Here is a 22,465-nt window from a genome sequence, read left to right as displayed (position 1 = left end):
CAGCTCGGCGAGTTCCCCATCAGGCAGGACTGCACCCTCATCGCCGGCCAGGATCGTGGACACCGCACCCGCGACGTCGGTGGAGTAGCTGGGGTGGTGTTCGCGTGCGAGGGCAGGCAGGGCCGGGCGGCTGGTGTGCCGGTAGCCCTGGCTGCTGCGCATGCGGTCCCTGTTCGATGGTCTGGATGAGTCCAGTGTACTCGTACATACGTTCGATGCAAGAACCTATCCCCGTCGGCTGTGGACAACGGGGCGGCTGCACGCGCGAGGCACGGCGTGCGTCCCGCTTCGCGTCGCGGCTCGGCACAGCTCAGCGAGACACGTGTGACCGATCAGGCGTCGCGCGCGGTGAACACCGTCGTGTGCCAGCCCGATGCACCGTCCGGAGCGACGCGTGTGCGGGTCTCCGGTTGGACCTCACCGGTCGCGTCCGTCGCGCGGACCGTCACCGTGTGTCGACCGGGCGCGGCGTCGTGGAGCAGCCGCCACGTCACCCAGGTCGCGTCGGAGACGGCGGTGGCGAGCTCGGCCTCCTGCCAGTCGCCGTCGTCGACACGCACCTCGACGCGGGCGATGCCGCGCGTCTGCGCCCACGCCACGCCGGCGATCGGCACGGTGCCGGGGGCGACGGTCGCCAGGCTCCGCGGGGTATCGATGCGGGACTGGGTCTTGACCGGAGCCTGCGCCGCGTAGCCCCGGGGGACCCAGTACTGATCGAAGGCGTCGAACCGGGTGACCTCGATCTCCGAGAGCCACTTGGTCGAGCCGACGTAGCCGTACAGACCGGGCGTCACGAGCCGCAGCGGGAAGCCGTGTTCGATCGGCAGCGGCTCGCCGTTCATCCCGACCACGACCAGGGTGTCGCGGTCGTAGGCGGCGCTCACCGGGAAGCCGCCGGTGTACCCGTCGACCGATCGTCCGATGAGCTGGTCGGCCTCCGGCTGGACCCCGGCTTCGTCGAGCAGGTCGCGCAGGGGGAGACCGAGCCACACCGCGGTCCCGACGAGCGAGCCGCCGACCTCGTTGCTGACGCAGGTCATGGTGATCGGTACCTCGACGAGGTCGCGGGCGAAGAGGTCCGCCAGCGCGATCCTCCGTTCCCGGTCGACGAGGCCGTGGATGCGCAGCACGTGGGCGTCGGGGTCGATGCGCGGTAGGGCCAGGTTGATGTCGATCCGGTAGAAGTCCGCGTTCGGCGTCACGAGGGGCGTCAGGCCGTCCACGTCGAGGGTCGCGGAGGCTGGGATCGGCAGGTCCTGCGACCGGGTGGGGGAGGGGAGCTGGAGGGCCGAGCGGGCGGCGTCGACGTCGAAACCGCCGACGAGCAGACGCCCCGCGCCCATGGTCGCCGCGGCACCGGCCGTGACGAGCGATGCCAGCGTCAGGAAGCGCCGTCGGCTGAGCGGTGCCAACGTCCGCTCGGCGATCGCCGAGCTGGTGATGGCTGGTCGCTGGGCGAGCCCGGACAACAGCACGAGGAGGGCGAGCGCTGCCGTGATGGCGGTCGCGACCGACGGGGTGATCGCCGCAGGTGCGACCCCGGGGCCGGCCAGCGTCGCGGCCGCGCTGATCGCGCCGAACGCCGCGATACCGGCGAGGGCGAGCCCGGGACGTCGCCGGCCGAGGATGCCGAGCCCGGCGGCGGCGAGGGCGAGCAGCACCAGCGTCCCCGCGACGAGCACCGGCTTGTCGGCGGTGCCGAACGTGTCGATGGCGAACCGGGTGACCGGCGGCGGGGTGGTTTCGATCACCCGGTCACCGACCGCCACGATCGGTGAGGGCCATCCGGTCACCGCGGCAGCGATCAGCTCCCCGACGCCGAGGCCGAGGGCAGCGGCGAGCATCCCCGCGAGCGCCGCGGGGGCGGGTGCCGTGCCCTCGCGGCTGGCGTCGTCGGTGGCGGGCGGGCGGACGGTGTCGGGTGTGCTCATGGGTGAGGTTCGGCGGCGCGGCGCGTCCGGGTTGCCGCGCTGACCGCCCGCCGCCCGGTCACGACACCCTCAGCTCCTCCGGCCGACCTCGGCCGGCTAGACCGACGTGGTCGCCCCCAGGGAGGCGCTGGAGACGGTCCGGGCGTACTTGGCGAGCACACCGCGGGTGTAGCGGGGCGGCAGCGGCTGCCACCCCTCGCGCCGCCTGGCGAGCTCGTCCTCGTCGACCAGCAGGTCCATGGACCTGCTCGGGACGTCGATCCGGACCGTGTCGCCGTCCTGCACGAACGCGATCGGCCCGCCGTCGGTCGCCTCCGGAGAGACGTGCCCGATGCAGAAGCCGTGGGTGGCGCCCGAGAACCGGCCGTCGGTGAGTAGCGCCACCGTGCCGCCGAGCCCGGCGCCCTTCACCGCCGCGGTGACGGCGAGCATCTCGCGCATCCCCGGCCCACCCTTCGGGCCCTCGTAGCGGATGATGATCACGTCACCGTCCACGATGCGGCCGGTCAACACCGCCTCCATCGCCGCGGCCTCACCGTCGAAGACGCGGGCGGGCCCCTCGAACTCGTGCTGCTCCGGCGGGATGCCGGCGACCTTCACGACCGCACCCTCGGGGGCGAGCGATCCGCGCAGGATCGCGAGCCCACCGTCGACGTGGATCGGACGGTCGAGCGGGTGGACGACCTCGCCGTCGGGGGCGGGGACGTCCATGGCCTCGAGCTCCTCGCCGAGGCTGCGACCCGTGACGGTGAGGGCGTCGCCGTGGAGCAGGCCCGCGTCGAGCAGTTCCTTGAGGACCACGGGCACCCCGCCGACGCGGTCGAGGTCGCTCATGAAGTAGCGCCCGCCGGGCTTGGTGTCGGCGATGTGGGGGACGCGCCGCCCGATCCGGTCGAGGTCGTCGAGCCCGAACTCGACCTCGGCCTCGCGGGCGATGGCGATCAGGTGCAGCACCGCGTTGGTCGAGCCGCCGACGGCCATCACGACGGCCGTGGCGTTCTCCAGCGCCTCGCGCGTGAGGATGCGGCGCGCGGTGATGCCCTGCTCGAGCAGGTGGACGACCGCTTCGCCCGACGCCCGTGCGAACTCGTCGCGACGCGGGTCCGGGGCGGGGGCGGCCGAGGAACCGGGCAGCGCCAGGCCGAGCGCCTCGACCGCGGAGGCCATCGTGTTGGCCGTGAACATCCCGGCGCAGGCGCCCTCGGACGGGCAGGCGGCGCGTTCGATGCGGTCGAGCTCGGCGTCGTCGATGGCGCCACGCCCCCGAGCGCCGACCGCCTCGAACACGTCCTGGATGGAGATGTCGCGACCGTCGTGGTGGCCCGGGAGGATGGTCCCGCCGTAGAGGAAGACCGCGGGCAGATCGAGCCGCGCGGCGGCCATCACCATGCCGGGCAGCGACTTGTCGCACCCCGCGAAGGTCACCATCCCGTCGAACCGTTCGGCGTGCATCACGGTCTCGACCGAGTCCGCGATGACCTCGCGGCTGACGAGGGAGGCACGCATGCCCTCGTGGCCCATCGAGATGCCGTCCGACACCGCGATGGTGGTGAACTCGATCGGGAACCCACCCGCGTCGCGGACACCGAGCTTGGCCTGCTTGGCCAGCCGGTCGAGCGGGGTGTTGCAGGGCGTGACCTCGTTCCACGACGACACCACGCCGACCTGGGGCTTGCCCCAGTCGTCGTCGGTCATCCCGATGGCTCGCAGCATGGCGCGGGCGGGGGCACGCTCGTACCCATCGGTGACGTCGCGGCTGACGGGCTTGATGTCGGCCACGGGGGCCTCCTCGCTGTGCGGTCGGGACACCGCATCCGACCACACCCGGCGCCTGCGAGCGAACCCGCGCGGGTCGCGGGCTAGCGTCGCTGACCGCAGACGAGGAGGAGCCCCCGTGGCTGAGGCGATGCCGCCCGACCTGCTGGCGCGGCTGGCGGCCGGCGAGACCGTGCCGGCCGACGACGTGGAGCTGTCCGCCGGCGGCTTCGACGCCACCGCGATCGGCCTCACGTGGGACCGTTTCGCCGCCGACCGTGTCGAGGCACACGTCGACTGCGGGCCCCCCCACCACCAGCCGTACGGCCTCGTGCACGGGGGCGTCTGGTGCTCGATCGTCGAGACCGTCGCATCGATCGCTGGCGCTCTGCGGGTCGCGTCGCGGGGACAGCTCACCGTCGGGGTGTCGAACACGACCGACTTCCTGCGCTCGCACCGGGAGGGGCGGGTCGACGCGGTGGCCACCCCGTTGCACGTCGGTCGGCTCCAGCAGCTGTGGCAGGTCGAGATCACGCGCGCCAGCGACGGCAAGCTGGTCGCGCACGGCCAGGTCAGGCTGCAGAACATCGACGCCACGCAGATCGGCGGCTGATCCGCAGCTGACCGCCGGCACAGGAGACCGGGTTGAAGCTCGACGCCATCACCTACGGCGGGCCGCTCGCGGCGGTCCCCGACGCCGTCCGAGCGGCCGAGACGCGCGGCTAGGACGCGTGGCTCGTGTCCGAGGTCGCGCACGACCCGTTGCTCGCGTGCGCGATCGCCGCCGACCACGCCCGTCAGATCGCGGTCGGGACGGCCATCGCGGTCGCGTTCCCGCGCTCGCCGATGCACGTCGCCCACCAGGCGCACGACCTGCCGGCCCTCGCCGACGGCCGGTTCGTGCTCGGTCTCGGGTCGCAGGTCCAGGCGCACATCGAGAAGCGTTTCAGCGCGATCTGGCGGGCCCCGGCGGCGCGTCTGCGCGAGTACGTGCTGGCGCTCCGCGCGATCTGGCACGCGTGGGAGACCGGCGAGCGGCTGCGGTTCGAGGGCGAGCACTACCGCCACACGCTGATGACGCCGTTCTTCACCCCGCCGGCCCACGGTTTCGCCCCCCTCCGGTCTGGCTCGCCGCCGTGGGGCCGCGGATGACCCGCGTGACCGGCGAGGTCGCCGACGGGCTCGTGTGCCACGTGTTCACCAGCGAGCGCTACCTGCGCGGCACCACCCTGCCCGCCGTCGCCGAGGGGGCCGAGACCGCCGGACGCTCGCTCGCGGACATCGAGGTGTCGCTGCCCGTCACGGTGGTCACCGGTCGGGACGAGCAGGAGCGGGACGCCGTGGCGGCCGCAGCGCGCAGCCAGATCGCCTTCTACGGCTCGACACCTGCCTACCGGGGCGTGCTCGACGCCCACGGGTGGGGCGAGCTGCACGAGCAGCTGCACGCCGCCTCGGTGCGGGGCGAGTGGGACCGGATGGCCGACATGGTCGACGACGAGGTGGTGGCGGCGTTCACCGTCGTCGCCGAACCCGAGCGCGTCGGGCTCGCCGTCCGGGAACGGTTCGGTGACATCGTCGACCGCGTGAGCCTCGCCACGGCGTACACCTTCTCCGAGTCCGAGTGGGCGCGCGTCGCCGCCGATCTGCGGGGGTGACCCGGGCCGCAGGTTCCGGTCGCGGACCGCTCGACATCGCGGCCGCCGCGGTGCTCTGGGGGACGGCCGGCGCCACCCAGGAGCTGCTGCTTCCCACGGCCGCGCCCGTCGCCGTGGCCGCCTACCGGTGCCTGCTCGGGGGTGGGGTGCTGCTCGCCTGGGTGCTGCGAGCCCCGCGACGCGACTCCCTGGTGGCCACGGTCCGGGGCGGAGGGTGGCCGCTCACCACCGCGCCCCTGGCGATGACGGTCTTCCAGGCGACCTACCTGCTCGGCATCCGCACGGCAGGGGTGGCGATCGGGACCCTGGTGGCGCTCGGGAGCGCGCCAGCCTGGGCGGGGTTCCTGGCGCTGCTGTCCGGGCGCAGGCCGGGTGGCCGGTGGCTGGTCGCGACGCTCGTCGCGGTCGCCGGCCTCGCGGCGCTCGTCGGCGCCGACGCGAGCGGCGTCACCGTCGGTGGCGTCGCGCTCGCGGCCACGGCCGGCGCCGCCTACGCCCTCTACGCCACCGCATCGGCCCGGCTGACGGTGCCCGATCGGGTGTCGGTGGTGGCCGTCGTCTTCACCACGTGTGGGCTCCTGCTCCTGCCCGCAGCCCTCGGATCGGTCGGGGTGGGCACCACGGTGGAGGAGGTGGGCGGTCTGCTGTGGTTGGCCGTGGGGACCACCGTGGTCGCCTACGTGCTGTTCCTCCGCGGCCTGGTCCGGGTCGACGCTCCGACGGCCACGACCCTGTCCCTGCTCGAACCGCTCACCGCAGCAGCGCTGGCCTTCACGCTCGTCGGTGAACGGACCACCTGGGTCGGCGCCGCCGGCGTCGTCGCGCTGTCGGCCGGGGTGGTGATCGCGGGACGCTCCGGACCCGCCCGCGCACCGGTGCGGTAGCGGATCGGCGACCGTTGGACCACCTCGCCGGGTTGGTGGCTGCCGTAGCGGGGTGGCACGCTCCCGCCCCCGCTGTCGTCGCGCCGCGCGACGTGCGCCCCGGACCAGGAGACGCCCCGTGTCCCACCTCGAGCACGCGTCCGCACTCGTCGAGGCGATGCGGGCGGTCGTCGACCGGTCCACGGCCGACCTCGCCGGCCGGTGCGAGAAGGACGGCCGGATCAGCGCGGGGCTCGTCGACGAGCACCAGACCGTGGCCTACGACCTCGCGTCGGTCTCGTCCGCGGTGGTCGCCGCCGAGGAGCTCACCGCGTGGGGGGACAAGGGCGACACCGAGGCGGCGCTGGCGCTGGCGTTCGCGGCGGACACCGCGGCTGACCTGCGCGGGCGCGTGCTCGGCCGTGAGCAGGAGTGGGGCCTCGAGGTCGGTGTGCTCGACGAGGTCGCCGACGCCATCGCCGCGGGCCGCGACACGGGCTTCCTGTCGGAGCTGGCCGAGGGTGTCCTCCGCACCGGCGAGGCCGGTCCTCGTCACCTGCCCGAGGACCTCGAGATGGTCCGCCAGACCTTCCGTCGGTTCGCCGAGGAGCAGGTGATGCCACGGGCGGAGGAGATCCACCGCCACGACCAGGACATCCCCGACGAGATCATCTCCGGTCTGGCCGAGCTCGGGTGCTTCGCGCTGTCGATCCCGTCGGAGCACGGCGGCTTCGCCGAGGGCGGGGACGACGAGCTGCTGAACATGGTGCTCGTGACCGAGGAGCTCTCGCGCGGTTCGCTCGGCGCCGCCGGGTCGTTGATCACGCGCCCGGAGATCATCGGCACCGCGATCCTGAAGGGTGGCACCGACGAGCAGAAGGGGCGCTGGCTGCCGGCGATCGCCTCGGGCGAGAAGATGTGCGGTGTCGCCGTGACCGAACCGGACTTCGGCTCGGACGTGGCTGGGGTCAAGTGCACCGCGACCCGCGACGGTGACGACTGGGTGATCAGCGGGGTCAAGACCTGGTGCACGTTCGCGGGCAAGGCCGAGTACCTCCTGGTGCTCGCCCGCACCGACCCTGACCGCAGCCTCGGGCACAGGGGCCTGTCGCTGTTCGTGATCGACAAGCCGTCCTTCCCCGGCCACGAGTTCGCCCACTCCCAGGACGACGGGGGACGGATCGAGGGCAAGGCGATCCCCACCATCGGGTACCGGGGGATGCACTCGTTCGAGGTCAGCTTCGACGGCTGGCGGGTCCCACACGCGAACCTGATCGGCGAGACGCAAGGTCTCGGCCGCGGGTTCTACCTCCAGATGCAGGCGTTCTCGAACGCCCGGTTGCAGACCGCTGCGCGCGCCCAGGGCGTGATGCAGGCGGCGCTCGAGGAGGCCTGCGGGTACGCCAAGCAGCGCAGCGTCTTCGGCTCGCCGCTGGCCGGCTACGAGCTGACCCGGACCAAGATCGCGCGTATGGCCGCGCTGCTGGCCGCGTGCCGCGTCACCTCCTTCGCCGTCGCGCGCTCGCTGGCGCGGGGCGAGGCGACGGCCGGGCTCGAGGCCTCGCAGCTCAAGCAGCTGTCGTGTCGCGTCGCCGAGTGGGTCACGCGGGAAGCGCTCCAGATCCACGGCGGGTACGGGTACGCCGAGGAGTACACGGTGTCGCGGCTGTTCGTCGACGCCCGGGTGCTGTCGATCTTCGAGGGGGCCGACGAGGTCCTCGCGCTCAAGGTCATCGCCAAGCAGATCCTCACCGACGCGCTCGGCGGATCGGGGTCCGACGCCGCGTAGGCTCCCGGCCCCGCCACCCGGAGCCTGCCGTTGCTCGAGCTCGATCGGTTGCACCGACGCTTCGGTGACGTCCTCGCGCTCGACGGGCTGAGCTTCTCGGTGGCGCGTGGGGAGCTGTGCGGCTTCCTCGGCCCCAACGGCGCGGGCAAGACCACCGCGATGCGTGCCGTCCTCGGCGTGACCCGGCTCGACGACGGCGAGGTGCGCTGGGACGGCCAGCCGGTGGACCGGGCGGTCCGACGGCGCACCGGGTACCTGCCCGAGGAGCGGGGCCTGTACCCGAAGATGCGCGTCACCGAGCACCTGGTCTACCTCGGTCGCCTGCACGGCCTGACCGCTGCCGACGCCGAGCAGCGCAGCCAGCGGCTGCTCGACGAGCTCGGCCTCAGCGACCGCGCGGGGACCGAGATCGAGTCGCTCAGCCTCGGCAACCAGCAGCGCGTGCAGCTCGCCGCCGCGCTCGTCCACGACCCGGATCTGCTCGTCCTCGACGAACCGTTCTCCGGTCTCGATCCGATCGCGGTCGACACCATGTCGGCGATGTTGCGGGAACGGGCAGCGGCGGGCGCGGCCGTCGTGTTCAGCTCCCATCAGCTCGACCTCGTCGAGGACCTGTGCCGAACCGTGGCGGTCGCCGCTGCCGGTCGCGTCGTGCTGTCCGGCGAGGTCGATGCGTTGCGCGCCGCGGGGGAGCGGCGGCTCCACGTCGGGGCCGCGATGCCCGTCGACTGGCGCTCGCTGGCCGCGGACGATGCGCTGCTCGCCCACGCCTCGGATCACGAGGCCACCTTCGTGCTCACCCCCGACGCCGACCCGGTTGGCGTCCTCGACGGGGTGCGTCGGACCACGAGCGTGACGGCGGTCTCGCTCACCCGACCCCGGCTGTCGGAGCTGTTCCGCGACGCCGTCGGATCCCACCGCCTCGATCCGCCCTCCGGACCGACCGCTGCATCCTCCGAGCGGGGTGCGCCGTGACGCCGGCACGGACGGTGCTGTTGGTCGCAGGACGCGAGGTGCGCCAGCGTGTGCGGACCCGGGCCTTCCAGGTGACCACCGTCCTGTTCGCAGCGGTGCTCGCGGTCATCGCGGCTGCACCGGCGGTGTTCGCCGACCGTGCACCCGCCGAGGAGGTCGCGCCGGAGCCCACGTCCGTCGGGGTCGTCGGTGAGGTCGACGAGTCGGCCTTGGCCGGGCTGACCGCGGCGCTCGGCGTCCCACCGGAGCTCGAGGAGCTCGCCGACCGGGACGCGGCGCGGGCGGCGCTCGAGCGTGGCAGCGTCGCGCTGGTCGTCGTCGACGGAGGCGCGCGCCTGCTCGCCGCGGGAGCCGCCGGTCCCTTCGGGTCCCCCGTACCGCCAGGGGTGTCGGAGACCATCGCGTTGGCCCGGTCCCTCGAGGAGGTCGGCGCCCCACCGGACGCGCTCACCACCGTGCTCGGGACGCCTCCCGTCCCGGTCGAGGTGGTGATCACCGGCTCGGGCGTCGATCCGGTCACGGCCGAGGGCCGGTTCGCCGTCGCCTACGCCGGGTCGCTGGTGCTGTACTTCGTGTTGGTCTTCTTCGCGAACCTGATCGTGACCGGGGTGATCGAGGAGAAGGGGTCGCGCGTCGTCGAGTTGCTGCTGCCGGCGGTGGCCCCCCGTCAGCTGATGGGCGGCAAGGTCCTCGGGCTCGGGACCGTCGGGACGCTGCAGGCGGCGGCGATGCTCACCCCCGCCCTGATCGTGCTGCAGGTCACCGGTGGTGACCGGTTACCGCCGAGGCTCGGGACCTCCTTCGCGGCCGTGCTGATCGCCTTCGTCCTCGGGTACGGCCTCTACGCGGGCGTGACCGCTGGCCTGGCTGCCCTGGTGTCCCGCGTCGAGGATTCGCAGGTGGCGCTGTTCCCCCTCTACGCCATCCTCGTCGCCGCGTTCGCGACCTCCTTCCCGGTCCTGCACGCGCCGGACGGCACCTTGGCCAAGGTCGTGACGTTCGTGCCGTTCACGGCCCCGTTCGTGGTGCCCGCCCGGATCGCGTTGATCGATCTCCCGCTCTGGCAGGCCGGGGTCGCGGCGATCGGGGTCGTCGTGACCGGGGTGTTGCTGACGCTGCTCGCGGCGCGCTTGTACGAGGGTTCCATCCTCCGTGCCGGGGCACGCGTGCGGCTGCGTGACGCCTGGCGCGGTGCGCGCGAGTAGCACCGCCCGTGCCTCGCGCCTGTTCCCGGGCACTGGGTGGCCCACGCGGACCTGCACAACCACACGCTGATGTCCGACGGAGCCGGCGACCCCGCCGCGGCGTTCGGATCGATGCTGGACGCCGGGCTCAGCCGCGACGGGGTGCGGACCGCGATGCTCGAGCGCCGGTTCTTCGCCACCGACCAGATCGGCCTCCGCCTCGACGCGGCCGCGAACCGTCGGAGCCCGGTCGGCCTCGCATCGACACCCCCGCGGGGCGCGTGGCGGCCGCGGGCGGCCCGGACCACGGTGCGCTCCCGGCCACGGGTGGCGGCCCGGGTGGCGCGGGCGCGCTGCTGCTCGGCGCGGCGGCCAGCCTGCTCGCGCTCCGCCGCCGCCAGGCGCACAACCACGCCCACGCGCACCTGGACGGACCGGCGACCGACGGCTGAGCGGTCTGGGACGCCCGCGCTCGAGGGTCAGCGGCCGGGGAAGCGAGGTGCCCGTCGGTCGCGGCCCGCGGCGAGCCCCTCGGCCAGGTCGTCGCTGGCGTAGTTGACCGCTTGGGCTGCCGCTTCGCGGTCGAGCGCGTCACCCAGGTCGGTCGGCAGGTCGGCGAGCGTGGACTTCAGCTGGCGGACCACCACCGGTGACGCGGACGCGATCTCGGTCGCGAGCTCGATCGCGGCCGGCAGGACCTCGTCGGCGGGGAGGGCGTCGAGCGCGAGTCCGGCGGCAGCTGCCTCAGCCCCGTCGAAGAGCCGACCGGTGTAGAGCCACAGCTTGGCGCGCTGGTCGCCGAGCGCTCGTGGCAGCAGCCACGACCCACCCATCCCTGGGTGGAGGCCGAGCCGGGCGAAGTTCAACCCGACCTTGGCCTCGCGTGCGACCAGGCGTAGGTCGCAGGCCAGCGCCACGCACAGCCCGGCGCCGACGGCGTGGCCGTTGACCGCGGCGACCACCGGCTGGGGGAGCTCGCGGACCGCGAGGAAGCGGCGGTAGAAGGCCCGCATGTGGTCGGTCGCGTCGAACCCGTCCTCGCGGGCGCGCCGGCCGAGCTCCTCGAGCATCGCGAGGTCGCCACCGGCGGAGAAGGCGGGCGGGGTGCCGGTCAGCACGACCGCCCGGACGTCACCGTCGTCGGCCAGCTCCGAGCACACCTCGGTGAGGGCGTCGCCCATCGCCTCGGTCATGGCGTTGCGACGCTCCGGATCGTCGAGGGTCAGGACGGCGACCCCGTCGGCGGTGCGGTCGAGCTGGACGGCCACGGCGGCTCCCTCGGTGGACGGCTGGCGTGGTCAGCAGACCTCGATCAGGCCCGCGTCGATCGCGCCCTGCAGCTCGGCTTCAGCGTCGGGGTCGCCTCCGGTGAGCTGGTCGATCTGCTCCTGCGGGATGCAGTCCCCACCGAGCGGGTCGCCGCCGTCCGCGGGCTCGCCCTCGTCGAGCGCGCCCTCGTCGTCGAGCTGTCCTGGCCCTCGTTCGATCTCGAGCGCACCGGCGTCCATCCCGCCGAGCCCGCCACCCATCAGGGTCCCGAAGATCGCGAACAGGTCCACCTCGGTCGACTCGTCCGGCGCGGTGACCGACCCGTCGAACTCGTCGATCGCGACCAGCAGGAACGTGCCCTCCGGGGCGCCCTCACCCTCATCCTCGGCGAGCGCGGAGAGGTCGAACCCCAGCTGGCTGAGGCGTCCGTCCGCGATCCAGAGGTCGATCTCGACCGGTTCGTCGCTGCCCTCACCCGCGGTGCTGTCCAGGCCGAACTGGTCGCCGTCGACGCCGCTGAGGTCGCTGGCGATGGTGGAGATCTCGTCGAGCAGCCCCGCCAGCGCGGCCTGCGTCGTGGTGGCGGTCACCCGCTCGCCCGCCTCCTCCTCGCCCTGGTAGGCCACGGTGACGTCGCTCTCGAGGAAGTCCTGCATCGCTCCGACGATCCGTTCTTGGACGTCCTCGACCTCCTCCTCGCTCGGCTCCTCGGTCCGCGGGCTGCGCGCGAACTCGGCGAACTGCTCGACACCGGTGAGCTTGATCCAGCTGCCGTCGCGGACCGCCGCGGCGACCTCGCCGAGCCCGAACTGCCCGGCCGCGTCGACCGCCTCCTCGATGCTCTCGCCGAACGAGGGGTCGTCGACCGCGTCGCTGATGGCATCGAGGTCGAGCCGCAGGAACAGCTCGCTCTCCGGCAGGTAGCGCAGCTCGAAGGCCGGCTGTCCGGCCAGGTCGACGATCACCTCGGCCTGCGCATCGGTCTCGTCCTCACCGGCGGCGCGGATCTGGATCGAGCTGTCGAGGAGCAACGACACCTCGGACCCGTCCAGATCCCCCTCGGAGGCCGCGATGATGGCTTCGCGGTCACCGTCGATCGCCACCACGAGCTCGATACCGTCGTAGTCCGCGAGGGCCTCGATGGCGTCGGACAGCGCCTGCTCCGGATCGTTCTCGACGTCGGCGCCACCGCCGCTGCAGGCGGTGAGGGAGGCGAGGAGGAGCGAGCCTGCGGAGAGCGTGGCCGACCGGCGGGTCCTGCGCATGGTGGTCTCCGTTGCAGCGTGGGGCCTCGCACGGCGGCGCCCGCACGCCGTGTCCATCGTGCGCGGACACTAGCGCGGAGCGTCCGGTCGGCCGTGACGGATCGCTCTGTACCGGGCTCCACGCGTGGCCCACGGACCGCCGAGGTCCGGGCGACGTGCGCGGGTGTCCCGGCGGTACCCTCCGCGCGGCGGTGGTCACCGACCTCGCACAGCCCGATCCCGGCCCCCGGACGAAGCTCGCTCGTGCGATCGCACCGGCACGTCCCCCTCCTCGCCGCGCTCCTCACGGCGTTGGTCGTCGGTCCTGCCCTGTCGTCGTCGGCGCAGTCGCTGCAGGAGGTCCGGGCCGAACGCGAGCAGATCCAGTCCCGGCTCGACCGGGCCACCGCCGCGCTCGGTGCCGTCGAGGAGCGCGTGGCGACCCTCGGCGCCGAAGCCGAACGGCTCGAGTCGGAGGCCGGGTCGCTCGCCATCGCGGTCGACGAGCTCCGGGAGGGCATGCAGGCGCAGGTGGTCGCGCTGTTCAAGCGAGGTTCGGTCCGCGACCCGCTCACGGTGTTCCTGACCTCCGACGATCCGAACGAGGCGCTGCTGCGGGCGCAGACCCTGGAGCGCCTCGTCGTCGCCGACCTCGGCGAGGTCGAGTCGCTCGGCGCCGACCGGCGGCGGTTGGCCGCCGTCGAGACGCGCCTGGCCGAACAACGCCGGGAGGTCGAAGCGGCCCGCGCCGATCAGGCGGAGCTGCAGGCGACCCTCCAACGTGACCTCGCACGCGCAGCCGAGCTCCAACGGCGCCTCGAGGCCGAGGAGCGCGAGCGGCAGCGGCGTGAGGAGCAGCGGCGTCGGGAGGCCGCCGAGCGGGCAGCCGCGGAACGCGACGCTGCGGCCCGGGCCTCCCGATCCGACGCCCCCGCGTCCAGCTCGTCCGGGCCGACCGCGAGGTCCGGCTCGGGCGGTGGCAGCACCGCGGTCAGCTCGTCGGGGAAGGCCTGCCCCGTCGGACGGCCACACTCGTTCAGCGACACGTGGGGCGCGCCGCGTTCCGGCGGACGCTCGCACCGCGGTACCGACATCCTGGCGCCGTACGGCACACCGGTGTACGCGATCGTCAGCGGGACCTGGTCGATCCAGTCGCCGGGGCCCTCGGCCGGGCTCTGGGCCATCCTGCGCGGCAGCGACGGCAACCAGTACTGGTACCTGCACCTGCAGAGCCACACCGTCTCGAACGGCGCCCGGGTCTCCGCGGGGCAGCAGACGGCGACCAACGGGGACACGGGCAACGCCCGCGGCACGCCGCACGTCCACTTCGAGCTCCACCCCGGTGGGGGGAGTGCCATCAACCCCTACCCGACGCTCCGCGCCGTCTGCTAGCCGTCGACGTCGACGTGGGCGGCAGGGGCACGACCAGCCGGATGGGTGAGCCGATCACCCACCTTCACCCTCCGCCTACGGCGCTGGTGCCTACCCTGGGTTGCGACCGCAGGCCCTCACCGTGCTCGCACCGGGCTCGGGACGACGGGGCGGCGACAGGGAGTGCAGGGTGAGCGACGAGCCGGTCGGGACCAACGGGCACGCAGCGGCAGGGGATCGAGCAGGACCGAGGGAGCGGATCGTGCTCGCGTCGGCGGTGGTCCGTTTCGCCGGCGACTCCGGTGATGGGATGCAGCTGACGGGGGATCGCTTCACCACCCAGTCGGCCCTCGCCGGCAACGACATCGCCACGCTGCCGGACTTCCCCGCCGAGATCCGCGCTCCCGCCGGCACGCTCGCGGGGGTGAGCTCGTTCCAGCTGCACTTCTCCGACTCGGACGTGCACACGCCGGGTGACGCGCCCGACGTGCTGGTCGCGATGAACCCCGCGGCGCTCATGAAGCACCTCGAAGCGCTCAAGAACCAGGGCACCCTGATCGTCAACGTCGACGCGTTCTCGACCAGGAACCTCCAGAAGGCGGGCTACGAGACCGACCCCCGCGAGGACGGCACCCTCACCGACTACCAGGTGCACGAGGTGCGGATCAGCGAGCTGACCCTGCGGGCCCTCGAACCGTTCATCGAGCGGGGCGAGCTGAACAAGAAGGAGGCCGAACGCTGCAAGAACATGCTGGCGCTCGGGCTGGTCTCCTGGATGTTCCACCGCCCCATCACCGGCACCGAGGAGTGGCTGCGCACCAAGTTCCGCACCCGCCCCGAGATCGCCGAGGCCAACCTCACCGCGCTGTACGCCGGCTGGAACTACGGCGACACCACCGAGGCGTTCCGGTTCACCTACGAGGTCAAGCCCGCCCCGCTCGCACCGGGCCGGTACCGCAACATCACCGGCAACCAGGCGCTCGCGTACGGCCTGGTGGCGGCGGCGGACCGCAGCGGCCTGCCGCTGTTCTACGGCAGCTACCCGATCACCCCGGCGTCGGACATCCTCCACGAGCTGGCGCGGCTGAAGCACTTCGGGGTCGTGACCTTCCAGGCCGAGGACGAGATCGCCGCGATGGGCTCGGTGGTCGGTGCGGCCTTCGGTGGGTCGCTGGCGGTGACCGCGTCCTCCGGCCCCGGCATCGCGCTGAAGGCCGAAGCGATGGGGCTCGGCCTCGTGACCGAGCTGCCCATGGTCGTGGTCGACGTCATGCGTGGCGGTCCCTCGACGGGGTTGCCGACCAAGACCGAGCAGTCCGACCTGCTGCAGGTGCTGTTCGGGCGGAACGGTGAATCGCCGCTCCCGGTGGTCGCCGCAGCGTCGCCAGCCGACTGCTTCGACGCCGCCATCGAGGCCTGCAGGATCGCGGTCACCTACCGCACCCCGGTCGTGCTCCTCTCCGACGGGTACCTGGCCAACTCCGCCGAACCGTGGCGGTTGCCCGAGGTCGACGACCTGCCCGTGTTCTCTCCGGACTTCACGACCGAACCGAACGGGCCGGATGGGACCTACCTGCCGTACCTGCGCGACCCCGACACCCTGGCGCGGCCGTGGGTGGTCCCCGGGACGCCGGGGCTCGAGCACCGGCTCGGCGGCATCGAGAAGGCCGACGTCACCGGGCACATCAGCTACGAAGCCGGCAACCACCACCACATGGTCGAGCTGCGGCGGGACAAGGTCGAAGCGGTCGCCGCCGGCATCCCGCCGCTCGAGGTGGACGACCCCGACGGCGACGCCGAGGTGCTGGTCGTCGGCTGGGGGTCGACCCAAGGGCCGATCCACGCCGCGTGCGACCAGATCCGGCGCGGCGGTCGCAAGGTCGCCCGCGTCCACCTGCGGCACGTCAACCCGCTGCCGCGGGACCTACCGGACCTGCTGCGTTCCTACCGAGCGGTCGTGCTGCCCGAGAACAACCTCGGACAGCTGGCGATGCTGCTCCGGTCGCGCACGCTGGTCGACGTGCAGCCCTACTCGAAGGTCAGCGGCCAACCGTTCGGCTCGGCCGAGCTGGTCGACGCCATCGATCGGTTGGGGTTCGCGCGCGTCGCTGGGACGCGCGAGACGGTCCACGCAGGTGGACCAGCGGAGGGACGTTCGTGACCGACAACGACAGCAAGCTCACCCGCAAGGACTTCACCTCCGACCAGGAGGTCCGCTGGTGTCCCGGTTGCGGTGACTACGCCATCCTCGCCGCCATCCAGGGCCTCCTGCCCGAGCTCGGCGCCCGCCCCGAGACGACCGTCTTCGTCTCCGGGATCGGGTGCTCGTCGCGGTTCCCGTACTACCTCGACACCTACGGGTTCCACACGATCCACGGCCGCGCTCCCGCCGTGGCGACCGGGATCGCCGTGACCCGCCCGGACCTCGACGTGTGGGTCGTCACCGGTGACGGGGACGGGCTGTCGATCGGTGGCAACCACCTGATCCACGCGCTGCGCCGCAACGTCAACCTCAAGATCCTGCTGTTCAACAACGAGATCTACGGGCTGACCAAGGGCCAGTACTCACCGACCTCCCCGCTCGGGTCGCGGCACAAGTCGACCCCGATGGGTTCGATCGACCGGCCGGTGAACCCGGTGAGCCTGGCGCTCGGTGCCGAGGCCAGCTTCGTGGCGCGCACGCTCGACACCGACCGCCAACACCTGACCGACGTGCTCCGGGCCGCCAACGCGCACCGGGGCGCCTCGTTCGTCGAGATCTACCAGAACTGCAACGTCTTCAACGATGGCGCCTTCGCGGCCGTCCGCGACAAGGAGACCAAGCACCTCAACCAGATCCTGCTCACCCAGGGCGAGCCGATCGTCTTCGGACCCGATGGCGGGTCCGCCGTGATCGCGCTCGAGGATGGATCGATGCGGATCGTCCCGACGCAGGAGGCGGGGGACCGGGTCGTCATCCACGACGCGCACCGCACGGAACCGACGACCGCGTTCGCGCTGTCGCGGCTCGCGCACAGCCCGACCGGTCCGACGCCGTTCGGGGTGTTCCGGAACGTCGAGGCACCCGTGTACGACGACCTCGCCCGCGAGCAGGTCGCGCAGGCGACGCAGGAGAAGGGGCAGGGCAGGCTCGAGGAGCTGCTCGCCAGCGGCAACGTGTGGGACGTCGTCGGCTGACCGGCGGTCGCGCGATCAGCCCGAGGGACGGCCCTCGGGCGGCGTGAGCAGCACGCCCACGTAGACGATCTGCGCGGCGAGCGCCGCGAACCCGGCCAACGGGAGCCCCAAGCCGACCGGCAGCGGGAGGGCGGTCGGCACGATCGCACCGAGGACCCACGCCAACGAGAAGACCGTCTCGGACCGCGTGAACGCCGCACCGCGGCGGCTCGCCGGCACGCTGCCCTGCAGCAGGCCGTCGAAGGACAGCTTCGCCACGCCCCACGCGAACCCCGCAGCGAACGCGAGCCCGGCCGCCGCAGGCAGCCCGAACCACTGCCCAGCGGAGAACGCCGCACCGGCCTCGACCGCCAGGGCAGCCACCACCATCGGCTCCTCCCGTAACCTGCGCTCGAGCCGGGGCGTCGTGAGAGCGGCGATCGCGAAGCCACCGCCCGCCGCGGCGAGGACCGCACCGAAGTCGAAGACGCCGGCCCCGCTCTCGCGGAACGCGAACGCGAGCAGCAGCAGCAGGAAACCGTTCAGCAGCCGGACGACGGCGGTCGCGATCTGGGCGGTCCTCACCTTCCGCGGGAGGTGGAGCCGGACCGCGCCGCCCGTCACGATGCGTCGGCTCGGCGCGTCCGGTTCGGGCAGCCGCCGCCCGATGGTCGCGGCGGCGAGCGCGGCGAGCGCCGACAGCGCCAGCGCGCCTCCTGGGCCCCCCACCCAGGTGGCCAGCAGCCCGAGCGGCACCGCGATCGCCCCACCGGCGACCCCGATGGTCGCGAGCCGTGCGTTGGCAGCCACGAGGTCGGTCGGACGATCGAGCGCGAGGGGGAGCAGCGCGTTGCGGGTGATGCCGTGGACGCGGGAGAGGACGAGCAGGCCGAAGGCCACCGGGAACAGCCACAACGAGTCCACCCGGCCGAGCAGCAGCACGGCCAGGACCGCCCGTCCGATCGCGGCGACCACCAGCGCACCTCGGGTCGCGACCGGGGTGCGGTCGAGGATCCGACCGAGCAGCGGGCCGATGACGGCGAAGGGGGCGACCGTCAGCAGCAGGTAGAGCGCGACGTTCCCGCGCGCCTCGGCGGTCGGCACGCCGAAGAACAGCGTCCCCGCGAGGGCGATGGCCACGAGCGTGTCCGCCGCCGTCGACGCCACCTGCGTGAGCGCGAGGTCCCGGAAGCCGAGCCCACCGGTCTCGAACAGCGACCGCACCCGCCCCCTCAGGCGGGTCGCCCGGCCGCGCGTCGGGTCGCGCTCCACGCGGTCCTCCTCGTCAGCTGCGGACGGGGCGAGGCTAGGGTCCCGGCCCTCCACGGCGGACGAGGACCTGCGTGACGACCCCGGACGGCATCGACACGGCCCGCGTGACCGCGTGGCTACGGGAGCGCACCGAACTCGAACCTCCGCTCACCTTCGAGGTCATCGAGGGGGGCCGGTCGAACCTGACCTACACCGTCACGGACGCCACCGGTCGCCGCGTCATCCTGCGTCGCCCACCGCTGCACGGCGTGCTCCAGTCGGCGCACGACGTGGCTCGCGAGCACCGGATCGTCGCTGCGCTCGCGGGCTCGGACGTCCCGGTCCCTCCGCTGGTCGGCCTCGAGCCCGACGAGTCCGTCACGGGGGCGCCGTTCTACGTCATGGCGTTCGTGGACGGCCTCGTGGTCCGTGACGCCGGTGCCGCTCGCACGCTCACGCACGACGTCCGTCGCGCGACGGGCGAGGACGTCGTCGACGTGCTCGCCCGGCTGCACGCGATCGATCCGGACGACGTCGGTCTCGGCGAGCTCGGGCGCAAGGAGGACTACCTCGCCCGGCAACTGTCGCGGTGGCACCGACAGCTCACCACCGCCCGCACCCGCGATCTGCCGGTGCTCGACGAGGTCCACGCTCGGCTCGCTGCGGCGATCCCTGACCAGGGACCAGCCACGATCGTGCACGGCGACTACCGGCTGGACAACGTCATCGTGGACCCGGCCACCGGGGCGGTGCAGGCGGTGCTCGACTGGGAGCTGGCGACCCTCGGTGATCCGCTGGCCGACGCCGGGCTCCTGCAGGTCTACTGGTCCCAGCCGGGCGACGCCACGGTGCCGCTGCCCGACGCCCCGACGCTGGTCGAGGGGTTCCCCTCCCGCGCGGAGGTCGCCGAGCGCTACGCGTCGGTGTCGGGTCGGGACCTGTCGGAGCTGCCGTACTACGTGGCGTTCGGGTACTGGAAGCTGGCGTGCATCCTCGAGGGCGTGTTCACGCGCTACTCGGCGGGGGCGTACGGCGACGCGGAGGGTTTCGAGGCCTTCGGTCGCCTCGTCATCGAGCTCGCGGAACGCGCGGCGGATGCTGCCACCGAGGCCGGCCGCTGACGGCTGCAGCGTCGACGGCCGCGAGGGGCGCTCCCACGGCCGCTAGGGTGGCACCATGACGAACACAGACCCCACCGAGGAACGTCTCGCGCTGTTCATCGACCACGAGAACGTGTCGATCGGCGCACGGGACATCGGCTACCGCTTCGACATCGCACCGCTGACCGAGGCGCTGGCCGAACGCGGCCGTCTCGTGGTCCGGCGGGCCTACGCGGACTGGAACCTGTTCCGTGAGGACCGGCGCGGGATGGTCGACGGCAACGTCGAGCTCATCGAGATCCCGCAGCGCTCCGATTCGGTGCGCAAGAACGCCGCGGACATCCAGATGGCCGTCGACGCCATGGAGCTCGCCTTCACCCGCGACTTCGTGTCGACGTACGTCATCGTCTCGGGTGACAGCGACTTCACCCCGCTCGTCGGCAAGCTCCGCGAGCTGAACAAGCGCGTGATCGGTGTCGGCCTCAAGGGGTCGACCTCCGCGATGCTGCCGCCGGCGTGCGACGAGTTCATCTTCTACGATCGGCTCGACGGGGTCCCGCTCCGCTCCGGATCGTCGTCACCCGGTCCCTCGCGCAGCAAGAAGAAGGGCTCGCACAAGGGCGGCCGTGGCGGTGGGCGCGGGTCCACGTCGACCAAGACCACCGGACCGTCGAAGCTTGCGGACGACACGTCGGCGACGCCGGACGCACCCGCTTCGAAGTCGCAGAAGCAGGACCTGCGCGCGCTCGAGCGCCAGATCACCCGCACGCTGGCCGGCCTGCAGTCCTCCTCGGCTGGGGGCTCGATCCAGGCCTCGAACCTCAAGCGCGCTCTGCTCCGCAAGGACCCCACCTTCTCGGAGCAGGACGTGGGCTTCCGCGGGTTCCGCGAGCTGCTGCGTCACCTCGAAGGTGCCGGTGTGATCACCCTGACCGAGGGGTCGGCGCCCGGCGATCCCGAGGTGGAGCTGCCGTCCGAGGGGCTCGGCGAGGATGCCGCCTTCGCGTTGCTGCGCCGCACCGTCAAGGAGCTGATGGTCGAACTCGGCGGCGACCCGCCGCTGTCCGGCCTCAAAGACCAGCTCCGCAAGCGTGAAGAGGGCTTCTCCGAGAAGGACCTCGGCTACTCGGGGTTCCTGCAGTTCTGCAAGGCGGCGGTCACCAAGAACGCCGTCGAGATGGACTGGGAGGAAGGCGACGGGGAGTACTACCTCTACGTCGAGGACGAGGCCCCCGCGAGCTGACGCGGACGACGCCCCGGCGTCCCAGCGGAATCAGACGCCGCGGCTGCTTTCGACGACCTCGTCGATGAGCCCGTACTCGACGGCCTCCTCGCCGGTCATCCAGAAGTCGCGGTCGGTGTCCTCGGCGATCTGCTCGACGCTCTTGCCGGTGCGCGCGGCCATGATCTCGTTGATGCGCTCGCGCATCCAGACGATGTTCTTGGCCTGGATCTCGATGTCCTTGGCCGTGCCCCGGGCGCCGCCGAGCGGCTGGTGGATCATGATCCGGGCGTTCTGGGTGGCCGAGCGCGTGCCCGTGCCGGTGCACAACAGGAAGGCAGCGGCGGACGCGGCCAGGCCGATGCAGCGCACGTTCACGTCGCTCTTGAGCAGCTGGATGGTGTCGAAGATCGCGAACATCCCGGTGATGATCCCGCCGGGGGAGTTGATGTACATCGTGATGTCGTCGTGCCCGTCCGCGTCGAGCGCCAGCAGCTGCGCGATGAGGCGGTCCGAGGAGTCGTCCTCGACCGGACCGTTCATGAACAGGATGCGCTGTTCGAAGAGACGGTCGGTCGCGCGGCGCGACTGGCCGATGAGCTGCTCGAGATCGTCGGCCACGGTGGGGCCTTCCTCGCCTCGCGTGGGCGACTCGGGGACGGTGCCCGCCGGTGGACGGGCGGCCGATGGTAGCGATGGCCTCCGGTAGGCAAGCGCCCGTGCGTCAGGGCGACTCAGACCGGCATCCGATCGTGCGGTCGGTGCGTGTCAGAGCAGCTCGGGACGGTCGCGTTCCTCCGACATACCGATCGGTCCCTCGGTGATCCCGTGCAGGAACTGCTGGCACGGCGCGTACCAGGAGTTGAACATGTCCTCGACCTTGCCGAACGCGACGAGGTTGCGCCGGAACAGCATCCCCACGTAGTCGGCGACCTGCTGCGCCGACGGGATGTGGTGGGTGACGATGATGATCGTCGACCCGATCTCGGCGACGATGTCCTTGGCGAGGTCGTTGAGGTAGGCGGTACGCACCGGGTCGAGCCCCGAGTCCGGTTCGTCGAAGAGCAGGATCTCGGGTTCCATGACGAGGGCCCGGGCCAACCCGCAGCGCTTGCGCATCCCACCCGAGATCTCGTCCGGCATCATGTCCCCGGCACCCTCGAGCCCCACCAGCTCGAGCTTCTCCATGACGATGGAGCGGATCTCCTTCTCACCCTTGCTGGTGTGCTCACGCAGGGGGAACGCGGCGTTGTCGTACACCGTCATCGACCCGAACAGCGCGCCGTCCTGGAACAGCACGCCGAACTTCTTACGGACCTCGAGCAGGCGCTTGCGGCTGAGCGTCGGGATGTTCTCATCGCCGACCCAGACCTCACCGCTGTCGGGGGTGAGCAGGCCGATGAGGTTGCGCATGAACACCGACTTGCCGGTGCCGGACGGGCCGATGACCGTGGTGATCTTCCCGCGCGGGAAGTCGATCGAGATGTCCTCGAGGACCTGGTTCTTCCCGAACGACTTGCTCAGGTTGCGCACGGAGATGACCGGATCATCGATGACGGTGTTGCCCGGGTAGACCGGGTCGTCGAGCTTGTCGTAGTCGTCCGGCGGCCCGTGCAGGTGGTTGCCACCGAAGCCGATCCCGGCACCGACCGGTTCGAAGTTCGAGACGTAGTTGACGACCTCGCTCACGTGGAGCCTCC

General features: G+C 72.4%; 20 protein-coding genes. 13 read left to right on the top strand and 7 right to left on the bottom strand.

The features are described from left to right. Positions 1 to 332: 332 nt before the first annotated feature. Positions 333 to 1,844: a molybdopterin-dependent oxidoreductase gene (locus tag WEB03_RS05475; RefSeq protein ID WP_368069946.1), complete on the bottom strand. Its 1,512-nt coding sequence runs from the start codon at positions 1,842 to 1,844 to the stop codon at positions 333 to 335. 183 nt (positions 1,845 to 2,027) lie between these two features. Further along, the gene (gene ilvD, locus WEB03_RS05470) at positions 2,028 to 3,710 is read right to left on the bottom strand and encodes a dihydroxy-acid dehydratase (protein WP_368069939.1); all 1,683 of its coding nucleotides are present in this window, start codon (positions 3,708 to 3,710) and stop codon (positions 2,028 to 2,030) included. Positions 3,711 to 3,837: 127 nt separating this feature from the next. Between ilvD and WEB03_RS05465 the strand changes: the two genes are divergently transcribed. The 8 genes from WEB03_RS05465 to WEB03_RS05430 all read left to right on the top strand — a co-directional run bounded on the left by WEB03_RS05465 (position 3,838) and on the right by WEB03_RS05430 (position 10,604). Beyond that, positions 3,838 to 4,299, top strand: a complete 462-nt coding sequence (locus tag WEB03_RS05465) for a PaaI family thioesterase (RefSeq protein ID WP_368069945.1) — start codon at positions 3,838 to 3,840, stop codon at positions 4,297 to 4,299. Between the two features lie 125 nt (positions 4,300 to 4,424). Then, positions 4,425 to 4,838 (top strand): LLM class flavin-dependent oxidoreductase, encoded by a 414-nt coding sequence (locus WEB03_RS05460; RefSeq protein WP_368069938.1) that lies wholly within the window; start codon positions 4,425 to 4,427, stop codon positions 4,836 to 4,838. Between the two features lie 5 nt (positions 4,839 to 4,843). Beyond that, a complete protein-coding gene (locus tag WEB03_RS05455) occupies positions 4,844 to 5,341 on the top strand; it encodes an LLM class flavin-dependent oxidoreductase (RefSeq protein ID WP_368069937.1) in 498 nt (165 codons plus the stop codon). Beyond that, on the top strand, positions 5,338 to 6,225 hold the full coding sequence (locus tag WEB03_RS05450) for a DMT family transporter (protein WP_368069936.1): 888 nt from the start codon (positions 5,338 to 5,340) through the stop codon (positions 6,223 to 6,225). The genes WEB03_RS05455 and WEB03_RS05450 overlap by 4 nt, the downstream gene beginning before the upstream one ends. A 118-nt stretch (positions 6,226 to 6,343) precedes the next feature. Next, the gene (locus tag WEB03_RS05445; RefSeq protein ID WP_368069935.1) at positions 6,344 to 7,993 is read left to right on the top strand and encodes an acyl-CoA dehydrogenase family protein; all 1,650 of its coding nucleotides are present in this window, start codon (positions 6,344 to 6,346) and stop codon (positions 7,991 to 7,993) included. A gap of 30 nt (positions 7,994 to 8,023) precedes the next feature. Continuing rightward, on the top strand, positions 8,024 to 8,968 hold the full coding sequence (locus WEB03_RS05440; RefSeq protein ID WP_368069934.1) for an ABC transporter ATP-binding protein: 945 nt from the start codon (positions 8,024 to 8,026) through the stop codon (positions 8,966 to 8,968). Positions 8,969 to 9,006: 38 nt separating this feature from the next. Beyond that, positions 9,007 to 10,173, top strand: coding sequence for an ABC transporter permease (locus tag WEB03_RS05435; protein ID WP_368069933.1), 1,167 nt, complete (start codon positions 9,007 to 9,009; stop codon positions 10,171 to 10,173). Positions 10,174 to 10,433: 260 nt separating this feature from the next. After that, complete coding sequence (locus tag WEB03_RS05430; protein WP_368069932.1) at positions 10,434 to 10,604, top strand: hypothetical protein; 171 nt, start codon at positions 10,434 to 10,436, stop codon at positions 10,602 to 10,604. Between the two features lie 27 nt (positions 10,605 to 10,631). Here the strand turns inward: WEB03_RS05430 and WEB03_RS05425 are convergent, their stop codons facing one another. Both WEB03_RS05425 and WEB03_RS05420 read right to left on the bottom strand, forming a co-directional pair. Beyond that, entirely contained in the window at positions 10,632 to 11,420 is a 789-nt protein-coding gene (locus WEB03_RS05425; RefSeq protein WP_368069931.1) for an enoyl-CoA hydratase/isomerase family protein, read from the bottom strand. A gap of 30 nt (positions 11,421 to 11,450) precedes the next feature. Beyond that, entirely contained in the window at positions 11,451 to 12,686 is a 1,236-nt protein-coding gene (locus WEB03_RS05420; protein ID WP_368069930.1) for a hypothetical protein, read from the bottom strand. A gap of 243 nt (positions 12,687 to 12,929) precedes the next feature. Between WEB03_RS05420 and WEB03_RS05415 the strand changes: the two genes are divergently transcribed. The 3 genes from WEB03_RS05415 to WEB03_RS05405 all read left to right on the top strand — a co-directional run bounded on the left by WEB03_RS05415 (position 12,930) and on the right by WEB03_RS05405 (position 17,213). Further along, a complete protein-coding gene (locus WEB03_RS05415) occupies positions 12,930 to 14,057 on the top strand; it encodes a murein hydrolase activator EnvC (RefSeq protein ID WP_368069929.1) in 1,128 nt (375 codons plus the stop codon). Positions 14,058 to 14,298: 241 nt separating this feature from the next. After that, positions 14,299 to 16,197: a 2-oxoacid:acceptor oxidoreductase subunit alpha gene (locus tag WEB03_RS05410; RefSeq protein ID WP_368069944.1), complete on the top strand. Its 1,899-nt coding sequence runs from the start codon at positions 14,299 to 14,301 to the stop codon at positions 16,195 to 16,197. After that, positions 16,194 to 17,213: a 2-oxoacid:ferredoxin oxidoreductase subunit beta gene (locus tag WEB03_RS05405; protein WP_368069928.1), complete on the top strand. Its 1,020-nt coding sequence runs from the start codon at positions 16,194 to 16,196 to the stop codon at positions 17,211 to 17,213. Before WEB03_RS05410 ends, WEB03_RS05405 begins: the two co-directional genes overlap by 4 nt. Positions 17,214 to 17,228: 15 nt before the next feature. Here the strand turns inward: WEB03_RS05405 and WEB03_RS05400 are convergent, their stop codons facing one another. Further along, entirely contained in the window at positions 17,229 to 18,464 is a 1,236-nt protein-coding gene (locus WEB03_RS05400) for a hypothetical protein (protein WP_368069927.1), read from the bottom strand. Positions 18,465 to 18,535: 71 nt separating this feature from the next. Between WEB03_RS05400 and WEB03_RS05395 the strand changes: the two genes are divergently transcribed. Both WEB03_RS05395 and WEB03_RS05390 read left to right on the top strand, forming a co-directional pair. Beyond that, positions 18,536 to 19,564: a phosphotransferase family protein gene (locus tag WEB03_RS05395; protein WP_368069926.1), complete on the top strand. Its 1,029-nt coding sequence runs from the start codon at positions 18,536 to 18,538 to the stop codon at positions 19,562 to 19,564. A gap of 55 nt (positions 19,565 to 19,619) precedes the next feature. After that, positions 19,620 to 20,786 carry an NYN domain-containing protein gene (locus WEB03_RS05390; protein ID WP_368069925.1) on the top strand — a complete coding sequence of 389 codons (1,167 nt, stop codon included), beginning with the start codon at positions 19,620 to 19,622 and terminating at the stop codon, positions 20,784 to 20,786. A gap of 30 nt (positions 20,787 to 20,816) precedes the next feature. Here the strand turns inward: WEB03_RS05390 and WEB03_RS05385 are convergent, their stop codons facing one another. Continuing rightward, the gene (locus WEB03_RS05385) at positions 20,817 to 21,386 is read right to left on the bottom strand and encodes a ClpP family protease (RefSeq protein ID WP_368069924.1); all 570 of its coding nucleotides are present in this window, start codon (positions 21,384 to 21,386) and stop codon (positions 20,817 to 20,819) included. A gap of 147 nt (positions 21,387 to 21,533) precedes the next feature. Next, positions 21,534 to 22,454, bottom strand: a complete 921-nt coding sequence (locus tag WEB03_RS05380; protein WP_368069923.1) for an ABC transporter ATP-binding protein — start codon at positions 22,452 to 22,454, stop codon at positions 21,534 to 21,536. Between the last annotated feature and the right edge of the window lie 11 nt (positions 22,455 to 22,465).

This window comes from Nitriliruptor sp., from assembly GCF_040882075.1.
Classification (GTDB): domain Bacteria; phylum Actinomycetota; class Nitriliruptoria; order Nitriliruptorales; family Nitriliruptoraceae; genus Nitriliruptor.
Note: the sequence above shows the minus strand (reverse complement) of the source record. Positions and strands in the feature narration are given on the sequence as shown.